Annotated in this window: 15 protein-coding genes and 1 tRNA gene; all 16 read left to right on the top strand. The window is 63.4% G+C overall.

Annotated features, from left to right (window positions below; all coding sequences use genetic code 11):
• The first annotated feature begins 21 nt into the window (after positions 1-21).
• The 16 genes from EO174_RS09125 to infB all read left to right on the top strand — a co-directional run bounded on the left by EO174_RS09125 (position 22) and on the right by infB (position 19,319).
• A complete protein-coding gene (locus EO174_RS09125) occupies positions 22-774 on the top strand; it encodes an NADH-quinone oxidoreductase subunit C (RefSeq protein ID WP_104581963.1) in 753 nt (250 codons plus the stop codon).
• Positions 771-2,078 (top strand): NADH-quinone oxidoreductase subunit D, encoded by a 1,308-nt coding sequence (locus tag EO174_RS09130; RefSeq protein WP_016902995.1) that lies wholly within the window; start codon positions 771-773, stop codon positions 2,076-2,078. Before EO174_RS09125 ends, EO174_RS09130 begins: the two co-directional genes overlap by 4 nt.
• On the top strand, positions 2,075-2,602 hold the full coding sequence (gene nuoE, locus EO174_RS09135; protein WP_016902996.1) for an NADH-quinone oxidoreductase subunit NuoE: 528 nt from the start codon (positions 2,075-2,077) through the stop codon (positions 2,600-2,602). Before EO174_RS09130 ends, nuoE begins: the two co-directional genes overlap by 4 nt.
• 3 nt (positions 2,603-2,605) lie before the next feature.
• The gene (nuoF, locus tag EO174_RS09140) at positions 2,606-3,940 is read left to right on the top strand and encodes an NADH-quinone oxidoreductase subunit NuoF (RefSeq protein ID WP_024937978.1); all 1,335 of its coding nucleotides are present in this window, start codon (positions 2,606-2,608) and stop codon (positions 3,938-3,940) included.
• Positions 3,937-6,171, top strand: a complete 2,235-nt coding sequence (gene nuoG, locus EO174_RS09145) for an NADH-quinone oxidoreductase subunit NuoG (protein ID WP_126943970.1) — start codon at positions 3,937-3,939, stop codon at positions 6,169-6,171. Before nuoF ends, nuoG begins: the two co-directional genes overlap by 4 nt.
• On the top strand, positions 6,168-7,259 hold the full coding sequence (nuoH, locus tag EO174_RS09150) for an NADH-quinone oxidoreductase subunit NuoH (RefSeq protein ID WP_104581965.1): 1,092 nt from the start codon (positions 6,168-6,170) through the stop codon (positions 7,257-7,259). The genes nuoG and nuoH overlap by 4 nt, the downstream gene beginning before the upstream one ends.
• Before the next feature lie 3 nt (positions 7,260-7,262).
• Complete coding sequence (nuoI, locus tag EO174_RS09155; protein WP_102584828.1) at positions 7,263-7,751, top strand: NADH-quinone oxidoreductase subunit NuoI; 489 nt, start codon at positions 7,263-7,265, stop codon at positions 7,749-7,751.
• Positions 7,752-7,755: 4 nt separating this feature from the next.
• On the top strand, positions 7,756-8,418 hold the full coding sequence (locus EO174_RS09160; protein WP_180708152.1) for an NADH-quinone oxidoreductase subunit J: 663 nt from the start codon (positions 7,756-7,758) through the stop codon (positions 8,416-8,418).
• Positions 8,415-8,720, top strand: a complete 306-nt coding sequence (nuoK, locus tag EO174_RS09165) for an NADH-quinone oxidoreductase subunit NuoK (RefSeq protein WP_006450557.1) — start codon at positions 8,415-8,417, stop codon at positions 8,718-8,720. The genes EO174_RS09160 and nuoK overlap by 4 nt, the downstream gene beginning before the upstream one ends.
• A gap of 7 nt (positions 8,721-8,727) precedes the next feature.
• The gene (nuoL, locus tag EO174_RS09170; RefSeq protein WP_126943973.1) at positions 8,728-10,902 is read left to right on the top strand and encodes an NADH-quinone oxidoreductase subunit L; all 2,175 of its coding nucleotides are present in this window, start codon (positions 8,728-8,730) and stop codon (positions 10,900-10,902) included.
• Positions 10,903-10,922: 20 nt separating this feature from the next.
• The gene (locus EO174_RS09175; RefSeq protein ID WP_104581967.1) at positions 10,923-12,425 is read left to right on the top strand and encodes an NADH-quinone oxidoreductase subunit M; all 1,503 of its coding nucleotides are present in this window, start codon (positions 10,923-10,925) and stop codon (positions 12,423-12,425) included.
• Between the two features lie 36 nt (positions 12,426-12,461).
• Positions 12,462-13,922, top strand: a complete 1,461-nt coding sequence (nuoN, locus tag EO174_RS09180; protein ID WP_104581968.1) for an NADH-quinone oxidoreductase subunit NuoN — start codon at positions 12,462-12,464, stop codon at positions 13,920-13,922.
• A 202-nt stretch (positions 13,923-14,124) separates the two neighbouring features.
• Positions 14,125-14,201, top strand: a tRNA-Met gene (locus tag EO174_RS09185).
• A gap of 210 nt (positions 14,202-14,411) precedes the next feature.
• Positions 14,412-15,002: a ribosome maturation factor RimP gene (rimP, locus tag EO174_RS09190; RefSeq protein WP_126943976.1), complete on the top strand. Its 591-nt coding sequence runs from the start codon at positions 14,412-14,414 to the stop codon at positions 15,000-15,002.
• A gap of 4 nt (positions 15,003-15,006) precedes the next feature.
• Positions 15,007-16,518 (top strand): transcription termination factor NusA, encoded by a 1,512-nt coding sequence (nusA, locus tag EO174_RS09195; RefSeq protein WP_016903006.1) that lies wholly within the window; start codon positions 15,007-15,009, stop codon positions 16,516-16,518.
• A gap of 95 nt (positions 16,519-16,613) precedes the next feature.
• Positions 16,614-19,319 (top strand): translation initiation factor IF-2, encoded by a 2,706-nt coding sequence (infB, locus tag EO174_RS09200; protein ID WP_164739135.1) that lies wholly within the window; start codon positions 16,614-16,616, stop codon positions 19,317-19,319.
• The last annotated feature ends 2 nt before the right edge of the window (positions 19,320-19,321 follow it).

A 19,321-nucleotide genomic window follows, 5' to 3' on the forward strand; every position in this document is an offset into this window, starting at 1 on the left:
ACTGAGAGCAGCCAAGCCCCCATGGCAGAGCAAGCATCCTCCTTCACTGACCGACTTGCGGCACGTTTCGCCGGTGCGCAGATCGCCGTGGCATTGCCGCGCGGCGAAGTGACGCTGGAAGTCGCTGCGGCCGATTGGCACGCCACCTGCCTGGCGCTGCGCGACGAGCTCGGTTTCGAGCAGCTGAGCGATCTGTGCGGCGTCGATTACCTGGGCTACGGCAGCGACGAGTGGGATACCGCCGACGTGTCGTCGCAGGGCTTCAGCCGCGGCGTCGAAGGTAAAGCCGTCGGCCGTTTCGCCTGGGGTGAATTTCCCAGCCAGGAAAGTTCCGACGGCGCCCGTCCGCAGCACATGCCCAAGCAGCGTTTTGCGGTGGTGGCGCAGCTGATCTCCTACCAGCACAACCAGCGTCTGCGCGTGCGTTGCTACGCACCGGACGAGCAGGTGCCGGTGGTGGCATCGCTGACCGACATCTGGCCTGGCGTGAACTGGTTCGAGCGCGAAGCCTTCGACCTGTTCGGCATCGTCTTCGACGGCCACCCGGACCTGCGCCGCATCCTGACCGACTACGGATTTGTCGGCCATCCGTTCCGCAAGGATTTCCCGCTGATCGGCAACGTGGAAGTGCGTTACGACGACGAGCGCAAGCGTGTCGTGTACGAGCCGGTGACCTCGGTCGAGCCGCGCGTCGGTGTGCCGCGCGTGATCCGCGACGATGCCCGTTATGAGACTGCCGCTGGTGAAGTGGGCAAGTCGGAGACCGCCAAGTGAGTGAGTTCCGCCAGGCAACCGATGCCTTCGCGAGCAATCCTGTCGAAAGCAAGCAGGAAATCCGCAACTACACGATGAACTTCGGCCCGCAGCATCCTGCGGCGCACGGCGTGCTGCGCCTGATCCTGGAAATGGACGGCGAGACCGTGGTGCGTGCCGATCCGCATATCGGCCTGCTGCACCGTGGCACCGAGAAGTTGGCCGAGTCCAAGCCGTTCAACCAGTCGGTTCCGTACATGGACCGGCTGGATTACGTGTCGATGATGTGCAACGAGCATGCCTACGTGCGTGCGATCGAATCCCTGATGGGGATCGAGGTGCCCGAGCGCGCGCACTACATCCGCACCATGTTCGACGAGATCACCCGCATCAAGAACCACCTGATGTGGGTGGGGTCCAACGCGCTCGATCTGGGCGCGATGGCGGTGATGCTGTATGCGTTCCGCGAGCGCGAAGAATTGATGGACGTCTACGAGGCGGTCAGTGGCGCGCGCATGCACGCTGCCTACTACCGTCCCGGTGGCGTGTATCGCGATCTGCCCGATCGCATGCCCAAGTACAAGGAATCCCGCTGGCACAAGGGCGGGGCACTGAAGAAGCTCAATGCAGCGCGCGAAGGCTCGATGCTGGACTTCCTCGAGGATTTCACCAATACGTTCCCATCGCGTGTGGACGAGTACGAGACGCTGCTGACCGACAACCGGATCTGGAAGCAGCGTACCGTCGACGTCGGCATCATCAGCCCCGACCTGGCGCGTGCCTGGGGCATGACCGGTCCGATGCTGCGTGGCTCGGGCATCGAGTGGGACCTGCGCAAGAAGCAGCCCTACGCCAAGTACGACGCGGTGGAGTTCGACGTGCCGGTCGGCACCAACGGCGATTGCTATGACCGCTATCTGGTGCGCGTGGCCGAGATGCGCGAATCCAACCGCATCATCAAGCAGTGCGTGAAGTGGCTGAAGGCCAATCCGGGCCCGGTCATGGTCACCAATTTCAAGGTCGCTCCGCCAAGCCGCGAAGGCATGAAGGACGACATGGAAGCGCTGATCCATCACTTCAAGCTGTTCAGTGAAGGCTACTGCGTGCCGGCCGGCGAAACCTACTGCGCGGTCGAAGCGCCCAAGGGCGAGTTCGGCTGCTACCTGATGTCCGATGGCGCCAACAAGCCGTTCCGCGTGCACCTGCGCGCGCCGGGCTTTGCGCATCTGTCGTCCATGGACGCGGTGGTGCGTGGCTATCTGCTGGCCGACGTCGTGGCGATGATCGGTACTTACGATTTGGTTTTCGGTGAGGTTGACCGATGAAGGCGACGGGTAATTTCGAAGCGGCGCGCGACGTCGATCCGCAGGTGGTGCTGAGCGACAAGACGCGCGCGCACATCGATCATTGGTTGAGCAAGTTCCCGCCCGATCGCAAGCGTTCGGCCGTGCTGCAGGGCCTGCATGCTGCGCAGGAGCAGAACCAGGGCTGGCTGACCGACGAGCTGATCGTGGGCGTGGCCAAGTATCTGGACCTGCCGCCGGTGTGGGCCTACGAGGTCGCCAGCTTCTACTCGATGTTCGAGACCGAAAAGGTCGGCCGCCACAACGTGGCGTTCTGCACCAACATCAGCTGCTGGCTCAATGGCGCCGAAGATCTGTTGGCGCATGCGGAAAAGAAGCTGGGTTGCAAGCTGGGGCAGTCGACGGCCGATGGCCGCGTCTACCTCAAGCGCGAAGAAGAGTGCCTGGCGGCCTGCTCCGCGGCGCCGATGATGGTCATCAATGGCCATTACCACGAGCACCTGACGAAAGAGAAGGTCGACGCGCTGCTGGACGGGCTGGAGTAAGACATGGCACATCATCACGCACCCTCAGGCCCGGTCGGTCCGGCGCCGTTGCCGCATCAGGTCGTCTACACAACGCTGCACTACGACACCCCGTGGTCGTACGAGAGCTATCTGAAGACCGGTGGCTACGCCGCGCTGCGCAAGATCCTCGAAGAGAAGATCGCGCCGGCCGACGTCATCGAGATGGTCAAGGCATCCAACCTGCGCGGCCGTGGCGGCGCGGGCTTCCCGACCGGCCTGAAGTGGTCGTTCATGCCCAAGGGCACGATGCAGAAGTACATCCTGTGCAACTCGGACGAATCCGAGCCGGGCACCTGCAAGGACCGCGACATCCTGCGCTACAACCCGCACTCGGTGGTGGAGGGCATGGCGATCGCCTGCTACGCCACCGGCTCGACCGTGGGCTACAACTACCTGCGCGGCGAGTTCCACCATGAGCCGTTCGAAAACTTCGAGCTGGCACTGGCCGATGCGTATGCCAACGGCTGGCTGGGCAAGAACATCCTCGGCAGCGGCGTGGATATCGACATCTACGGTGCGCTGGGTGCAGGCGCCTACATCTGCGGCGAAGAAACCGCATTGATGGAATCGCTGGAAGGCAAGAAGGGCCAGCCGCGCTACAAGCCGCCGTTCCCGGCGAACTTCGGCCTGTACGGCAAGCCGACCACCATCAACAATACCGAGACCTATGCGTCGGTGCCGGCGATCATTCGCAACGGCCCGGAGTGGTTTCTCGGCTTGAGCAAGACCAAGAACGGCGGCCCGAAGATCTTCTCGGTGTCCGGCTGCGTGCAGAAGGGCGGCAATTTTGAAGTGCCGCTCGGCACCACCTTCGACGAACTGCTGGAAATGGCCGGCGGCCTGCGTCCGGGCCGCAAGCTCAAGGGCGTGGTGCCTGGCGGCGTGTCGATGCCGGTGCTGAAGGCCGACCAGGTTGCCGGGCTGCAGATGGACTACGACACCTTGCGTGCACTGGGCACCGGCCTGGGTTCCGGCGCGATCGTGGTGCTGGATGACAGCGTCTGCTGCGTACGCTTTGCCTGCCGCATCTCGCAGTTCTTCCACAAGGAATCCTGCGGCCAGTGCACCCCGTGCCGCGAAGGCACCGGCTGGATGCATCGGGTGCTGGAGCGCATCGTCGCCGGCAAGGCCACGATGGAAGACCTGCACCAGCTGCGCACGGTTGCCGGCCAGATCGAAGGACACACCATCTGTGCCTTCGGCGAAGCGGCGGCGTGGCCGATTCAGGGCTTCCTGCGCCAGTTCTGGGACGAGTTCGAGTACTACATCGTCAACGGTCGTTCGATCGTCGACACGCACGTCGGAGTGGCCGCATGAGCGCCCAACCAGTGAACCCGAACGTGCCACCGGACCATGTCACCGTCGAGATCGACGGGCAGTCGCTGGTGGTGCCGAAGGGCTCGATGATCATCCAGGCGGCCGACAAGGCCGGCATCCCGATCCCGCGTTTCTGCTACCACGAGAAGCTGCCGATCGCCGCGAACTGCCGCATGTGCCTGGTGGACGTCGAAAAATCCCCGAAGCCGTCGCCTGCCTGCGCCACGCCGGTGATGGACGGCATGAAGGTCACCACGCGTAGCGAGAAGGCGCTGAAGTACCAGCGCAGCGTGATGGAATTCCTGCTGATCAATCACCCGCTGGACTGCCCGATCTGCGATCAGGGCGGCGAGTGCGAGCTGCAGGACGTCTCGCTCGGCTACGGCCGTTCGGTCAGCCGCTTCAACGAGCGCAAGCGCGTGGTGCCGGACGAGGACATCGGTCCGCTGGTCGCCACCGAAATGACCCGCTGCATCCAGTGCACCCGTTGCGTGCGTTTTACCGCGGACATCGCCGGCACCTACGAGTTGGGTGGCATGTATCGCGGCGAGAACCTGCAGATCGGCACCTACGACGGCAAGCCGCTGACCACCGAGATTTCCGGCAACGTCATCGACGTGTGCCCGGTCGGCGCGCTGACCAACAAGGTGTTCCAGTTCCGTGCCCGCCCGTGGGAGCTGATGGCGCGCGAGTCGTTGGGCTATCACGACGCAATGGGCTCGAACCTGTTCCTGCACGTGCGTCGCGGCGAAGTGCTGCGCACCGTGCCGCGCGAGAACGAGGCGGTCAACGAGTGCTGGCTGTCCGACCGCGACCGTTACTCGCATCAGGGCCTGTACGCCGAAGACCGCGCGGTCAAGCCGCTGAAGAAGGTCAACGGGCAGTGGACCGAAGTGAGCTGGACCGAAGGTCTGGCTGCCGCGACGCAGATCCTGCGTGACAACGCCGGCGATCAGCTCGGTGTGCTGGTGCATCCGTCCACCTCCAACGAGGAGGGCGCGTTGCTCGCATGTCTTGCCGAAGGCTTGAACAGCGGCAATCTGGATCACCGTCTGCTCAATCGCGATTTTTCCGACGCTGCGGTGGCCGAGCCGTTTGCCACGCCGCTGGCCGAGATCGAGCACGCCGATGTGGTGGTGCTGTTCGGCACCAACGTGCGTCACGAGTTGCCGTTGCTGCATGCACGCCTGCGCAAGGCCAGCATCCAGAACGGGACGAAGATCCACTCGGTCAATCCGGTCGATTTCGATTTTGCCTTCACCCAGGCAAGCAGTGCGGTCGTTGCGCCGTCGCAGCTGGCTGGCGCGTTGGACGATGCGGCATTGCGCGATGCGGTCAAGGGCGCCACGCGCGCGGTGATCGTGGTCGGCGCACTGGCTGAAAATCATCCGCAGGCTGCTTCGTTGCGTGCTGCCGCACGCGATTTCGCCGCTGCAACCGGTGCCTCGCTGTGCCGGATCCCGCAGGGTGCGAACGCTGTCGGTCTGGTTGCGCAAGGTGTGTTGCCGACCGCGCGCGATGTCGCCGGCATGCTGGCGCAGCCGCGTCAGGCCTATGTGTTGTATGGCATCGAGCCGGGCCTGGATTTCGCCGATGCCGCCGCTGCACGCAGCGCGCTGGCGGGTGCCAAGGTAGTCGCGTTCAGCCAGTTCGCCTGCGCCTCGACGCGCGACGTGGCCGACGTGATCCTGCCGATCGGTGCACTGCCGGAAATCGACGCATCGCTGACCAATCTGGATGGCCGCGTGCAGACCGCACGTGCCGCCGGTCGCCTGCCGGTCGAAGCGCGCGAGGGTTGGCGCGTATTGCGTGCGCTTGGCGGCGAGCTGGGTCTGGCCGGGTTTGAATTCATCGATCTGGTCGGCCTGCGTGCCGGCATGCAGAACCGTCGCGTCAGTCCTGCCGCCTCGGCGCAACCGGCTGTTAGCGGTGACGGGCTGGAGGTTGCCGCCACCGCTGCGATCTATCGCACCGATGCGGTGGTGCGTCGCGCCGCTGCGTTGCAGTCGCATCCGCTCAATCTCGCCCCGTGTGTGGCCATGCACCCGGAGCAGGCCGCGCAGTTGCAGGTCGGCGCCGGTCAGATGGTCAAGGTCGGCACCGATGCCGGTAAGGCAACGTTGCCGGTGGTGCTGGACAAGCGCGTCGCACCGGGCACGGTGTGGATCGAATCCGGCCATGGCGCAACCGCGCCGCTTGGTGCCGGTCGTGTAACGGTGGTGGCTGCATGAACGAATTGCTGTTGAACCTGGTCGATCCCTTGCACCAGTGGTTTGTCGGCCTGGGCGATGGCGGCATCGTGCTGTGGACCGTATTGAAGATCCTGCTGATCGCCGTGCCGGTGATCGTGTCGGTGGCCTTCTACGTGGTCTGGGAGCGCAAGCTGATCGGCTGGATGCATGTGCGTCACGGGCCGATGTATGTGGGCATGGGCATCTTCCAGGCCTTCGCCGACGTGTTCAAGCTGCTGTTCAAGGAGATCCTGCAGCCGAGCAGCTCGCACAAGGCGATGTTCATCATCGCGCCGCTGCTGACACTGGCACCGGCCTTCGCCGCCTGGTCGGTGGTGCCGTTCGATGCACAGCTGGTGCTGTCCAATGCCAACGTCGGCCTGCTTTACCTGCTGGCGATGACCTCGTTGGGCGTGTACGGCATCATCCTGGCCGGCTGGGCATCCAACTCCAAGTACGCGTTCCTGGGCGCGATGCGCTCGGCCGCGCAGGTGGTCAGCTACGAAATCGCGATGGGTTTTGCGCTGGTCGGCGTGATGATTGCCTCCGGTAGCGTCAACCTGAGCCAGATCGTATTCGCGCAGGCCGGCAACTCCGGCTTCTTCGATTGGTTCCTGATTCCGCTGTTCCCGTTGTTCATTGTGTACTGGGTGTCGGGCGTTGCCGAAACCAACCGTGCGCCGTTCGACGTGGTGGAAGGTGAGTCGGAAATCGTCGCCGGCCACATGGTGGAGTATTCGGGCGGTGCGTTCGCACTGTTCTTCCTGGCCGAGTACGCCAACATGATCCTGGTCAGCTTCCTGATCTCGATCTTCTTCCTCGGCGGTTGGCTGAGCCCGATCCAGGGTTGGGTCAATGCGGATATCTCGCCGTGGATCGACTGGTTGTGGAAGGGCGGTTGGCCATGGCTGCTGATGAAGGTGTTCTTCTTCGCCAGCGCCTACATCTGGTTCCGTGCCAGCTTCCCGCGCTACCGCTACGACCAGATCATGCGTCTGGGCTGGAAGGTGTTCATTCCGCTCACGATCGTGTGGATCGCAGTGACGGCGTTGATGGTGTTTTACGGCGTGATCCAGAAGGGCGTGTAACCGATGAACAAGATCACCCATTACTTCAAGAGCCTGCTCCTGCTCGAACTGCTAGGCGGCTTGTGGCTGACGTTGAAATACACGTTCAAGCCCAAGTACACCGTGCTGTATCCGATGGAGAAGTTCCCGCAGTCGCCGCGCTTCCGTGGCCTGCACGCGCTGCGTCGCTATCCCAACGGCGAAGAGCGCTGCATCGCCTGCAAACTGTGCGAAGCAGTGTGCCCGGCGCTGGCGATCACCATCGACTCGGCCAAGCGCGAGGACGGCTCGCGCCGCACCACGCGCTACGACATCGACCTGTTCAAGTGCATCTTCTGCGGCTTCTGCGAGGAAAGCTGCCCGGTGGACTCGATCGTCGAGACGCACATCCTCGAGTACCACTTCGAGAAGCGTGGCGAGAACATTGTCAACAAGCCGCAGCTGCTGGCCATCGGAGACCGGTTCGAAGCCGAGATCGCCGAGCGTCGCGCTGCCGATGCCGCCTTCCGTTGAGGTCATGATGGACTGGGTCACTATTGCTTTTTACGCCTTCTCCGCCGTCGCGGTCGTGTCCGCCGGTGCGGTGATCAGCGTCCGCAACCCGGTGTACGCCGTGTTGTGCCTGATCCTCACCTTCTTCTCGATGGCATGCATCTGGTTGCTGGTCGGCGCCGAATTCCTCGGCGTGACGCTGGTGCTGGTCTATGTCGGCGCGGTGATGGTGCTGTTCCTGTTCGTGGTGATGATGCTGGACATCGATACCAGCCGCCTGCGCGAGGGCTGGGTCAAGTACATGCCGGTCGGAGTCATCGTGGCGGTTGCCATGCTGGCGCAGATGGTCACCCTGATCGGCGTCAAGGCACGCAGTGCCGCGCCGTTCCCGGCCGACAATGCCGCTGCGCAGGCAGCCGACGTGTCGAACCTCACCTGGCTGGCCAAGACCCTCTACACCCAGTTCCTGCTGCCGTTCGAGTTCGCCGCGGTGATCCTGACCGTGGCCGTGGTGGCTGCCGTGATGCTGACCCTGCGCAAGCGCACCGGCATCAAGCATCAGAACGCTGGCGAGCAGTCGCGGGTGAAGGCGGGCGACCGTCTGCGCATGGTCAAAATGGCGGTTGAAAAGCCGGTACAGGTCGCGCCGACGCTCGATGCGACCGACGGACAGGAGGCGAAGTCTTGATTACCTTGGGCCACCTGCTTGGACTGGGCGCGGTGCTGTTCTGCATCTCGCTGGCCGGCATCTTCCTCAACCGCAAGAACGTCATCGTGTTGCTGATGTCGATCGAGCTGATGCTGCTGTCGGTCAACGTCAACTTCATTGCATTTTCGCGCGAGCTTGGCGACCCCGCCGGTCAGTTGTTCGTGTTCTTCATCCTGACCGTTGCCGCCGCGGAGGCTGCGATCGGCCTTGCGATCCTGGTGACTCTGTTCCGCACGCGCCGCACGATCAATGTGGCCGAAGTCGATACGTTGAAGGGCTGACCTGTAGATGGAAATCACTCTCTCCAAGAGTCTGTTGATTGCGGTGGTGCTTGCACCGCTGGTCGGCAGCATCATCGCCGGCCTGTTCGGTCGCCAGGTAGGGCGCAAGGGCGCGCAGTACGTCACCATCCTGGGCGTGGCGGTCAGCTGCGTGCTGTCGTGCCTGACGCTGTATCAACTGGTGGAGCAGGGCGCCAGCCCGTTCAACCAGAACCTGTACACCTTCTTCGATGTCGGTAACTACTCCGCCCATGTGGGCTTCATGGTCGATCGCCTGACCGCGATGATGATGGTGGTGGTGACCTTCGTGTCGCTGCTGGTGCACATCTACACCATCGGCTACATGGAAGAAGACCCGGGTTACCAGCGCTTCTTCAGCTACATCTCGTTGTTCACCTTCTCCATGCTCACGCTGGTGATGAGCAACAACTTCCTGCAGCTGTTCTTCGGCTGGGAAGCGGTGGGTCTGGTGTCGTATCTGCTGATCGGCTTCTGGTTCAAGCGTCCGACCGCGGTGTTCGCCAACATGAAGGCGTTCCTGGTCAATCGCGTGGGCGACTTCGGTTTCATTCTCGGCATCGCCGGCGTGCTGCTGTGGTTCGGCTCGCTGGACTACTCCACCGTGTTCGCCAACGCGACTACCATGGCCGGCGCCAAGGTGCAGCTGTTCGCAGGCCACGAGTGGAGCGTGATGACGCTGATCTGCATCTGCCTGTTCATCGGTGCGATGGGCAAGTCGGCGCAGGTGCCGCTGCACGTCTGGCTGCCGGACTCGATGGAAGGACCGACGCCGATTTCGGCACTGATCCATGCCGCGACGATGGTGACTGCCGGCATCTTTATGGTCGCGCGCATGTCGCCGCTGTTCGAGCTGTCGGAAACCGCGCTGAACTTCATCCTGTTCATCGGTGCAACCACGGCCTTCTTCACCGGCCTGATCGGCATCGTGCAGAACGACATCAAGCGCGTGGTCGCGTATTCGACGCTGTCCCAGCTCGGCTACATGACCGTGGCGCTGGGCGTGTCGGCCTATTCGGCGGCCGTGTTCCACCTGATGACGCATGCCTTCTTCAAGGCGCTGCTGTTCCTGGCGGCCGGCTCGGTCATCATCGGCATGCACCACGAGCAGGATATGCGCAAGATGGGCGGCCTGCGCAAGTACATGAAGGTGACTTACTGGACCAGCGTGATCGGTACCCTGGCGCTGGTCGGTACGCCGTTCTTCTCCGGCTTCTATTCCAAGGACACCATCATCGAGGCGGCAGCCCACCACGCCCACGAGTCGCATAGCTGGATCGCGACCTATGGCTACTGGGCCGTGCTCGGCGGCGTGCTGGTGACCAGCTTCTACAGCTTCCGTCTGCTGTTCCTGACCTTCCACGGCAAGGAGCGCTTCCGCGATGCCCATGCGCACGACGCCCATGGACACCACGACAGCGCGCATACCGATGCCGAGGCGCAGGTCCACGCACACGACAGCCATGCGCACGACGCACATGCACACGATACGCACAGCCACGATGACCACGATCACGGCCACCATGGTGCCCATGAGCCGCACGAATCCAAGTGGGTGGTGACGCTGCCGTTGATCCTGCTGGCGATCCCGTCGGTGGCGATCGGCTTCTTCACCATCGGCCCGATGCTGTTCGGCACCGACTGGCAGGGCCACCACGCCGCACATGCGATGAAGGGGCAGGCAGTGTCGTTCTTCTCCGGCATCGTCGACTTCTACGATCCGGCGCGCGACACCGTTGGCGCGCTGGCCGAAGAGTTCCATGGCCCGGTCGCCTTCGCGTTGCACGGCATGATGGCGGCACCATTCTTCCTGACAGTCGCTGGCCTGTTGCTGGCTGCGCTGTTCTACCTGTGGAAGCCGGAACTGGCGACCAAGTCGCGCAAGGCGTTCGCGCCGGTCGTGTGGCTGCTGGAAAACAAGTACGGCTTCGACAAGCTCTGGATCAATGGCTTCGCCGGTGGTGGCGTGGCTCTTGGCAAGGCGTCACGTGCCATCGATACTCATGTGGTCGACGGTGTCGTCGTCAATGGTTCTGCCCGACTGATCGACCTGGCTGCAAATCTGCTGCGTCGCACGCAATCCGGTTTCCTCTATCACTACGCCTTCGCAATGATCATCGGTTTGATCGCCTTGTTGGCGGTACTGATGCATTTCTGGCGTTGACCTGTACGGAATAAGAAAACGTGTCGAACTGGCCTTTACTGTCTATCTTGATCTGGCTGCCGATTATCGGTGGCGCCTTGATCCTCGCGTTGCGCAACGCCGAGACTGCCCGCTGGGCGTCCCTGGCGGTGGCGGTGGCGACCTTTGTGCTGAGTCTGCCGCTGCTGGGCTACGACACGGCCAATGACGCCATGCAGTTCATCGAACTGCATGCCTGGATCCCGGCCTACAACATCGGCTACAACCTGGGCGTGGACGGCATCGCGGTCGCGTTGATCGTGCTGACCACGCTGGTGACGGTGCTGGCCCTGATCGGTGCCTGGCGCTCGATCGACAAGCGCGTCAATCAGTACGTCGCTGCCTTCCTGATCCTGGAAGGCGTCACGGTCGGCATCTTCGCCGCCACCGACGCGATGCTGTTCTATGTCTTCTTCGAAGCCATGCTGATCCCGATGTTCCTGATCATCGGCGTCTGGGGCGGCCCGCGGCGTATCTACGCGGCGATGAAGTTCTTCCTGTACACCTTCCTCGGCTCGGTGCTGATGCTGGTGGGTCTTGTCTACCTGTACCTGAAGGGCGGCAGCTTCCAGCTGGCCGATCTGTACGCGCTGCAGCTGACCGCCAAGGAACAGACCTGGATCTTCTTCGCCTTCCTGATCGCGTTTGCGGTCAAGGTGCCGATGTTCCCGGTGCACACCTGGCTGCCGGATGCGCACGTGGAGGCGCCCACCGCCGGTTCGGTGATCCTGGCTGCGATCGCGTTGAAGATCGGTGGCTACGGCTTCCTGCGCTTCAACCTGCCGATCGTGCCGGATGCGAGCCATGAGTTCGCCTGGCTGGTCATTACGCTGTCGCTGATCGCGGTCGTCTACGTCGGCCTGGTGGCCCTGGTGCAGGACGACATGAAGAAGCTGGTGGCGTATTCGTCCATCGCGCACATGGGCTTTGTCACCCTCGGCACCTTCATTGCGTTCACCCTGGTGCGCGAGTACGGCAGCACCGACGCCGCCCGTCTGGGTCTGCAGGGCGCGATGGTGCAGATGATTTCGCACGGCTTCGTGTCCGGCGCGATGTTCTCCTGCATCGGCGTGCTGTACGACCGCATGCATACCCGCCGCATCGCCGATTACGGCGGCGTGGTCAATGTGATGCCCTGGTTCGCCACGTTCTCCATGCTGTTCTTCATGGCCAACGCCGGCCTGCCGGGTACCAGTGGTTTCGTCGGTGAGTTCATGGTGATCCTGGCCAGCTTCCAGAAGCATCCGCTGGTGGCCTTCGCTGCCGCCACCACGCTGGTGATCACTGCCGCCTACACGCTGTGGCTCTACAAGCGCGTGTTCTTTGGCGAGGTGGCCAACGCCCACGTGGCCGAGCTGAAGGACATCAATGGCCGTGAGGCATTCGTGCTGGGGGTGTTCGCCGTTGGCGTGCTAGCCCTGGGCCTGTATCCGAAGCCGTTGACCGATCTGATGGAACCATCGATCGCCAAGCTGGCTACCCAGATTGCCGCGACCAAGCTGTAACAGCTTGCCGTACGTTTTGATTTCCAGGATTTGATGATGACCACGCCAACGCTCGCGCCGTTGACCACCGCTGACCTGGCTCCGCTTGTTCCGGAGCTGGTGCTGATCGGCGGCGCCTTTGCACTGCTGATGCTCGACCTGTTCGTGAGCCAGCGGAACAAGGTCTGGACCCACCTGTTCTCCGTTGCCGTGCTTGCCGTGGTGTTCGCGCTGTTGGCGACCGGCACGGGCGGGCAGGGCGAGATCTTCCACGGCATGTTCGTGCGCGACACCGCGGCCGACGTGATGAAGACGGTGATCGTGCTGGTCAGTGGTCTGAGCCTGGTGTACGGCTGGACATACCTGCGCGAGCGCAACCTTTATCAGGGCGAGATCCCGGTGCTGGTGTTGTTTGCCACCGCCGGCATGATGCTGCTGACCTCGGCGGGCAGCCTGCTGATGGTGTACCTGGGCCTGGAGCTGCTCGCGCTGTGCTCGTATGCGCTGGTCGCCTCCAATCGCGACAACGGCCTGGCCACCGAAGCGGCGATGAAGTATTTCGTGCTCGGCTCGCTGGCCTCGGGCCTGCTGCTGTACGGCATGTCGCTGGTCTACGGCGCCACCGGCACGCTCAGCCTGAGCGGCATCCACGACGCGATCGAAGGTTCCAGCGAGCGCACCCTGCTGCTGACCGGCACCATCTTCATGATCGCCGGTGTGGCGTTCAAGCTGGGCGCCGCGCCGTTCCACATGTGGTTGCCCGACGTGTACCAGGGCGCGCCCGCACCGATCGCCTTGTTCATCAGCTCCGCGCCCAAGCTCGCCGCCTTCGGCATGGCCTACCGTCTGCTTGAAGTCGGCATGGGCCCGCTGTCGCCGCAGTGGCATCTGTTGATCGGCGGCCTGTCGGCGGTGTCGCTGGTGATCGGCAACCTGATGGCAATTGCGCAGAGCAACCTCAAGCGCATGCTGGCGTACTCGACCGTCTCGCACATCGGCTTCCTGCTGATGGGCGTGGCCGGTGGCGGCGAGGAAGGCTATGCCGCGGCAATGTTCTACGCGGTGAGCTACACCATCATGTCCACCGCCGCGTTCGGCGCGATCATCGCGTTGTCGCGCAATGGCTTCGAAGCCGAGAACATCGACGACTTCAAGGGACTCAACGCGCGCAATCCGTGGATGGCCGGCCTGGTGCTGTGCATCATGGCTTCGCTTGCGGGTATCCCGCCGTTCCTGGGTTTCTGGACCAAGCTGGCGGTGCTGGGGGCTGCGGTCAACGGCGACATGCTGTGGCTGGCCCTGGTCGGCGTGCTCTGTGCAGTGATCGGCGCCTTCTATTATCTGCGTGTCATCAAGGTCATGTACTTCGACGAGCCGGTGGGCGAGCCGTTGCCCGCCAATAACGATCGTGTGCTGGGCACCGTGCTCGGGGTCAACGCGCTCGCATTGCTCGCACTTGGCCTGGCCTGGAGCCCGATCATGGTGTGGTGCCAGCGTGCGTTCGCAGGCCTTGCCTAAGTCACGCATGCCTGCATGACGTCGCGGCGCGTGCCTCACACGCGCCGTCGCTGGATGACTGCAATAAAGTCGTGATTGTTGTTTCGTTTTTGTTGCAATGCGGTTATCATTTGCCGCGACGTTGAAGACCCCCAGGGTTTTCAATCGATGAAAAACTAGGGCTTGCAATTGCCGCTCAAGTTCTTCATAATTCCGCTTCTGCTGCGGGGTGGAGCAGTCTGGCAGCTCGTCGGGCTCATAACCCGAAGGTCGCAGGTTCAAATCCTGCCCCCGCTACCAAGTTTTGAAGTACTGCTTTAATGCAATGCCTTAGGGCAGTACTTCAGCTTCTTGGATCGCAAAGACGCATGTTCCCGTCTTTGCGCCGACCCTGAGAGGTCGGGCTTTTTTCACGCAAGGGGCCCATCGGGCCCCTTGTTTTTTCCGGAACCGGAAAGTTTGCTGCCGGTTGCCGGGGTTCTACTGGCAATCATCTGATCAGGGCAGTCTGTGAGCGAAAAAGCGACCGAAATCGCGAATCTGCTGAGTCCAACGGTTGAGTCCCTGGGCTTGGAACTGCTGGGTGTGGAATATCTTCCCGCTCCAGGTGGCGCCACATTGCGCCTGTACATCGACGTGCCGCTGGCCGAACAGCCCGAGCGTGTGATCAACGTCGATGACTGCGAGCGCGTGAGCCGTGAAGTGTCGGCCCAGCTCGACGTCGAAGATCCCATCACCGGCAACTACACGCTTGAGGTGTCTTCGCCGGGTGTGGACCGTCCGTTGTTCACGCTGGAGCAGTTCGGCCGTCACGCTGGCGAGTCCGCCAAGATCGTGTTGAAGCTGGCGCAGGATGGTCGGCGCCGCTTCCAGGGCCAGATCGTGCGGATCGAGTCCGAAGCAGAGGCGGTGGTGTTCGCCATCGACGGCAAGGACGTGCAGATCGGCTTCGACAACATCGACAAGGCGCGCATTCTGCCGGATTGGGTCGCTCTGGGCCTGGCCCCGCAAAAACCGAACAAGCCCGGCCCGAAGAAACCCGGGCACGAGAAGAAGAAACCATCCAACGAGTCGGCGGCTGGCAAGCCGCGCGCGGAGTGACGAAATGAGCAAGGAACTTTTGCTGGTAGTGGATGCGGTGGCCAACGAAAAGGGCGTGCCGCGCGAAGTGATCTTCGATGCGATCGAGGCCGCGTTGGCTTCCGCAGCGAAGAAGCGCTATCCCGACCAGGACGTGCTGACGCGCGTGACCATCGACCACAAGGACGGTAACTACGAAACCTATCGCCGCTGGGAAGTGGTTGCCGACGATGTGGTGATGGAATCCCCGGATCGCCAGGTGCGCCTGATGGATGCCGTCGACGAGGCTGACGGCGTCGATGTGGGCGACTACATCGAAGAACAGATCGAAAACCCGGACTTCGGCCGCATCGCCGCGCAGGCTGCCAAGCAGGTGATCGTGCAGCGTGTGCGCGAAGCCGAGCGTCAGCAGGTGGTCGATGCCTGGAAGGACCGCGTCGGCGAGTTGATCACCGGTGTGGTCAAGCGCGCCGAGCGCGGCAATATCTTTGTCGATCTGGGCGGCAATGCCGAAGCCTTCATCCCCAAGGACAAGGGCATCCCGCGCGACGTGCTGCGGCCGGGCGACCGCGTACGCGGCTATCTGGCCGAAGTGCGTTCCGAGCCGCGCGGCCCGCAGCTGTTCATCAGCCGCGCCGCGCCGGAATTCATGATCGAGCTGTTCAAGCTCGAAGTGCCGGAGGTGGGCCAGGGCCTGGTCGAGATCAAGGCCTGCGCCCGCGATCCGGGCGATCGCGCCAAGATCGCAGTGATCGCGCATGACACCCGCACCGATCCGATCGGCGCGTGCATCGGTATGCGTGGTTCGCGCGTGCAGGCAGTGTCCAACGAGCTCAATGGCGAGCGCGTGGACATCGTGTTGTGGAACGAGAACCCGGCCAACTTCGTCATCAACGCGATGGCGCCGGCAGAAGTGCAGTCGATCATCGTCGATGAAGACAAGCACTCGATGGATCTGGCCGTGGCGGAAGACCGCCTGGCCCAGGCGATCGGCAAGGGCGGCCAGAACGTGCGTCTGGCCAGCCGCCTGACCGGTTGGCAGCTCAACGTGATGACCGCCGACCAGGTGGCCGCCAAGTCCGAAGCCGAACAGACCTCCGCGCGCCAGTTGTTCATGGATCGCCTGGAAGTGGACGAGGAAATCGCAGCGATCCTGGTGACCGAGGGCTTCAATACGGTCGAGGAAATCGCCTACGTGCCGGTCGGCGAGTTGCTGGCGGTGGAAGGCTTCGACGAAGACATCGTCGAAGAGTTGCGCGCCCGTGCCCGCGATGCGTTGCTCAACGCCGCCCTGGCAGAAGAAGAAGGCCTGGAAGGAACTCAGCCCACCGAGGACCTGCTGGCGCTGGAGGGGATGGACGAGGAAACGGCCTTTGCTCTGGCCGAGCACGGCGTGCGCACCAGCGAGGACTTGTCCGACCTGGCAGCGGACGAGATCGTCGACTTCGGCATCGAGGGCTTGACCCAGGAGCGCGCCGCGGCGCTGATCCTGGCGGCCCGCGCCGAGGAGATCGCCCGTTTGGAGCGCGGCGAATGAGCCGGCAATGAACCGCGCCCTGACCCCATCAGGGCTTAGAATCAGCGTTTCCCTTGCTCTGGGCGAGGGGGCGCCAACCAGATCATAGGATCCGAATGTCGCAGCAAACCACCATCCGCAAGCTTGCCGAACTGGTCAATACGCCGGTCGATAAACTGCTGGTTCAACTGGCCGAGGCCGGAATGAAGTTCAGCGGTCCCGACCAGGTCGTGACCAGCACCGAGAAGATGAAACTGCTTGGCTTCCTGCGCCGCACGCATGGCAAGGCCGACACGCCCGCCGAAGCGGCGAGCGAAGCAGCCAAGAAGATCACGCTCAACCGGCGCAAGCTGCAGGAAGTCACGGTCAGCGCCGGCCGCACCAAGACCACGGTCAACGTGGAAGTGCGGCAGAAGCGCACCTACGTGAAGTCCGAAAACGAAGGCGGCCGCCCGGCGCCGATGACGCCGGACGAGGAGCGCGCCGACATCCTGGCCAAGCTCGCCGCTTCGCGTCAGCGCAATCTCGACGAGCAGCAGGCGCTGGCCGAAAGCGATCGTCTGCGCGATGAAGCGATTCAGCGCAAGCGGGAAGAAGAGCAGGCCGCCAAGGACCGTGCAGAAGCCGAGCGCAAGGCTGCCGAGGAAGCCGCTGCGGCTGCCAGTGCGCCGGCCCCGGTTGCTGCTGCGCCGACGCCGTCGGCGCCTGCCGCGCGTGCACCGTCTTCGCCGTCGTCGGCACCGCGTCCGGCCCGTCCGGCTGGCGCGTCGCCGGCATCGCGCCCGGCCACGCCGGCGCGCCCGGACGATCGCTCCAATGCGGCCAAGCACAAGACGCGCGGTTCGCACGTCATGGTGGCCGGTGTCGAAGACGACGATGCGACCAAGCGTTTCGCCGGGCAGTTGCATCTGTCTGCGGCTGATCGTGCGCGTCGTTCCAATGTGCGCGGCAAGCCGACCGGTCGTCCCGGTTCGTCGTCCTCGCGCCGTGGCAACGACAACGGCCGCGGCGGCAACCAGGGCAACAGCGGTCCGCACGGGTTCGAGCGTCCGACCGCACCGGTGGTGCGCGAAGTGGCGATCGGCGACACCATCACCGTGGCCGACCTGGCGCAGAAGCTCGCGCTCAAGGGCGGCGACGTGGTCAAGGCGCTGTTCAAGATGGGCGTCATGGCGACCATCACCCAGAGCATCGATCATGACACCGCCGCGCTGGTGACCGAAGAGCTCGGCCACAAGGCCGTGCGTGCCGACAATGCCGACTTCGAGGATGCGCTGCTGGCGCATGCCGAGGATGCGCAGGGCGAGACCACCTCGCGTCCGCCGGTGGTGACCATCATGGGTCACGTCGATCACGGCAAGACCTCGTTGCTGGATTACATCCGTCGCACCAAGATCGCCTCGGGCGAAGCCGGCGGCATCACCCAGCACATCGGTGCGTACCACGTCGAAACCGGCCGTGGCGTCATCAGCTTCCTGGATACGCCCGGCCATGCCGCGTTTACCTCGATGCGTGCCCGTGGCGCCAAGATCACCGACATCGTGGTGCTGGTGGTCGCGGCCGATGACGGCGTGATGCCGCAGACCAAGGAAGCGGTGGCGCATGCCAAGGCGGCGGGCGTTCCGTTGATCGTGGCGGTCAACAAGATCGACAAGGCCGGCGCGGATCCGCTGCGGGTCAAGAATGAATTGCTGGCCGAAAACGTGGTGGCCGAAGAGTTCGGCGGCGATACCCAGTTCATCGAGGTGTCGGCCAAGCTCGGTACCGGTGTGGACACGTTGCTGGACGCGATCTCGCTGCAGGCCGAAGTGCTGGAGCTCAAGGCGGTGGCCGAAGGCCGCGCCAGCGGTACCGTCATCGAGTCCTCGCTGGACAAGGGCCGTGGCCCGGTCGCAACGGTGCTGGTGCAGCAGGGCGCGCTGAAGCGTGGCGATTACCTGGTCTGCGGTATCCAGTACGGCCGTGTGCGTGCACTGTTCGACGAGACCGGCCATCAGCCGGCCTCGGCCGGCCCATCGATTCCGGTGCAGGTGCTCGGCCTGTCCGGCGTGCCGGAAGCCGGTGATGACTTCGTGGTCGTCGACGACGAGCGTCTGGCCAAGGACGTGGCGCAGCAGCGCGAAACCAAGCGCCGCGAGTCACGCCTGGTCGCCTCGGCCAGCAACCGCATGGAAGACATCCTGGCCCAGATGGGCAAGGGCGAAGGCCAGCAGGTGCTGAACCTGGTGATCAAGGCCGACGTGCAGGGTTCGGTGGAAGCACTCAAGCAGTCGCTGGTGGCATTGTCCAACGACGACATCCGCATCAACGTGATCCACTCCGGCGTGGGCGGCATCACCGAATCGGATGCGAATTCGGCAGCGGCTTCCAAGGCCACGATCATCGGCTTCAACGTGCGTGCCGATGCCTCGGCGCGCAAGATCGTCGAGTCCAACGGCATCGATCTGCGTTACTTCTCGATCATCTATGACGTGATCGACCAGGTGAAGCAGGTGGCGTCCGGTCTGCTCGGCGTGGAAATCCGCGAAGAGATCATCGGTATCGCGCAGGTTCGCGACGTGTTCCGCAGCTCCAAGTTCGGTGCGGTTGCAGGCTGCATGATCATCGAAGGCGTGGTGAAGCGCAGCAAGCCGATCCGCGTGCTCCGCGACAGCGTCGTGGTGTTCGAGGGCGAGCTGGAATCGTTGCGCCGCTTCAAGGAAAACGTCGAGGAAGTGCGCAACGGTACCGAATGCGGTATCGGCGTGAAGGCCTACAACGATGTCAAGGCCGGCGATCAGATCGAGTGCTTCGAGCGTATCGAAGTCGCCCGCACGCTGTAACG

The sequence above is a fragment of the Xanthomonas sp. BRIP62418 genome, from assembly GCF_003993495.1.
Taxonomy (GTDB): Bacteria; Pseudomonadota; Gammaproteobacteria; order Xanthomonadales; family Xanthomonadaceae; genus Xanthomonas; species Xanthomonas euroxanthea.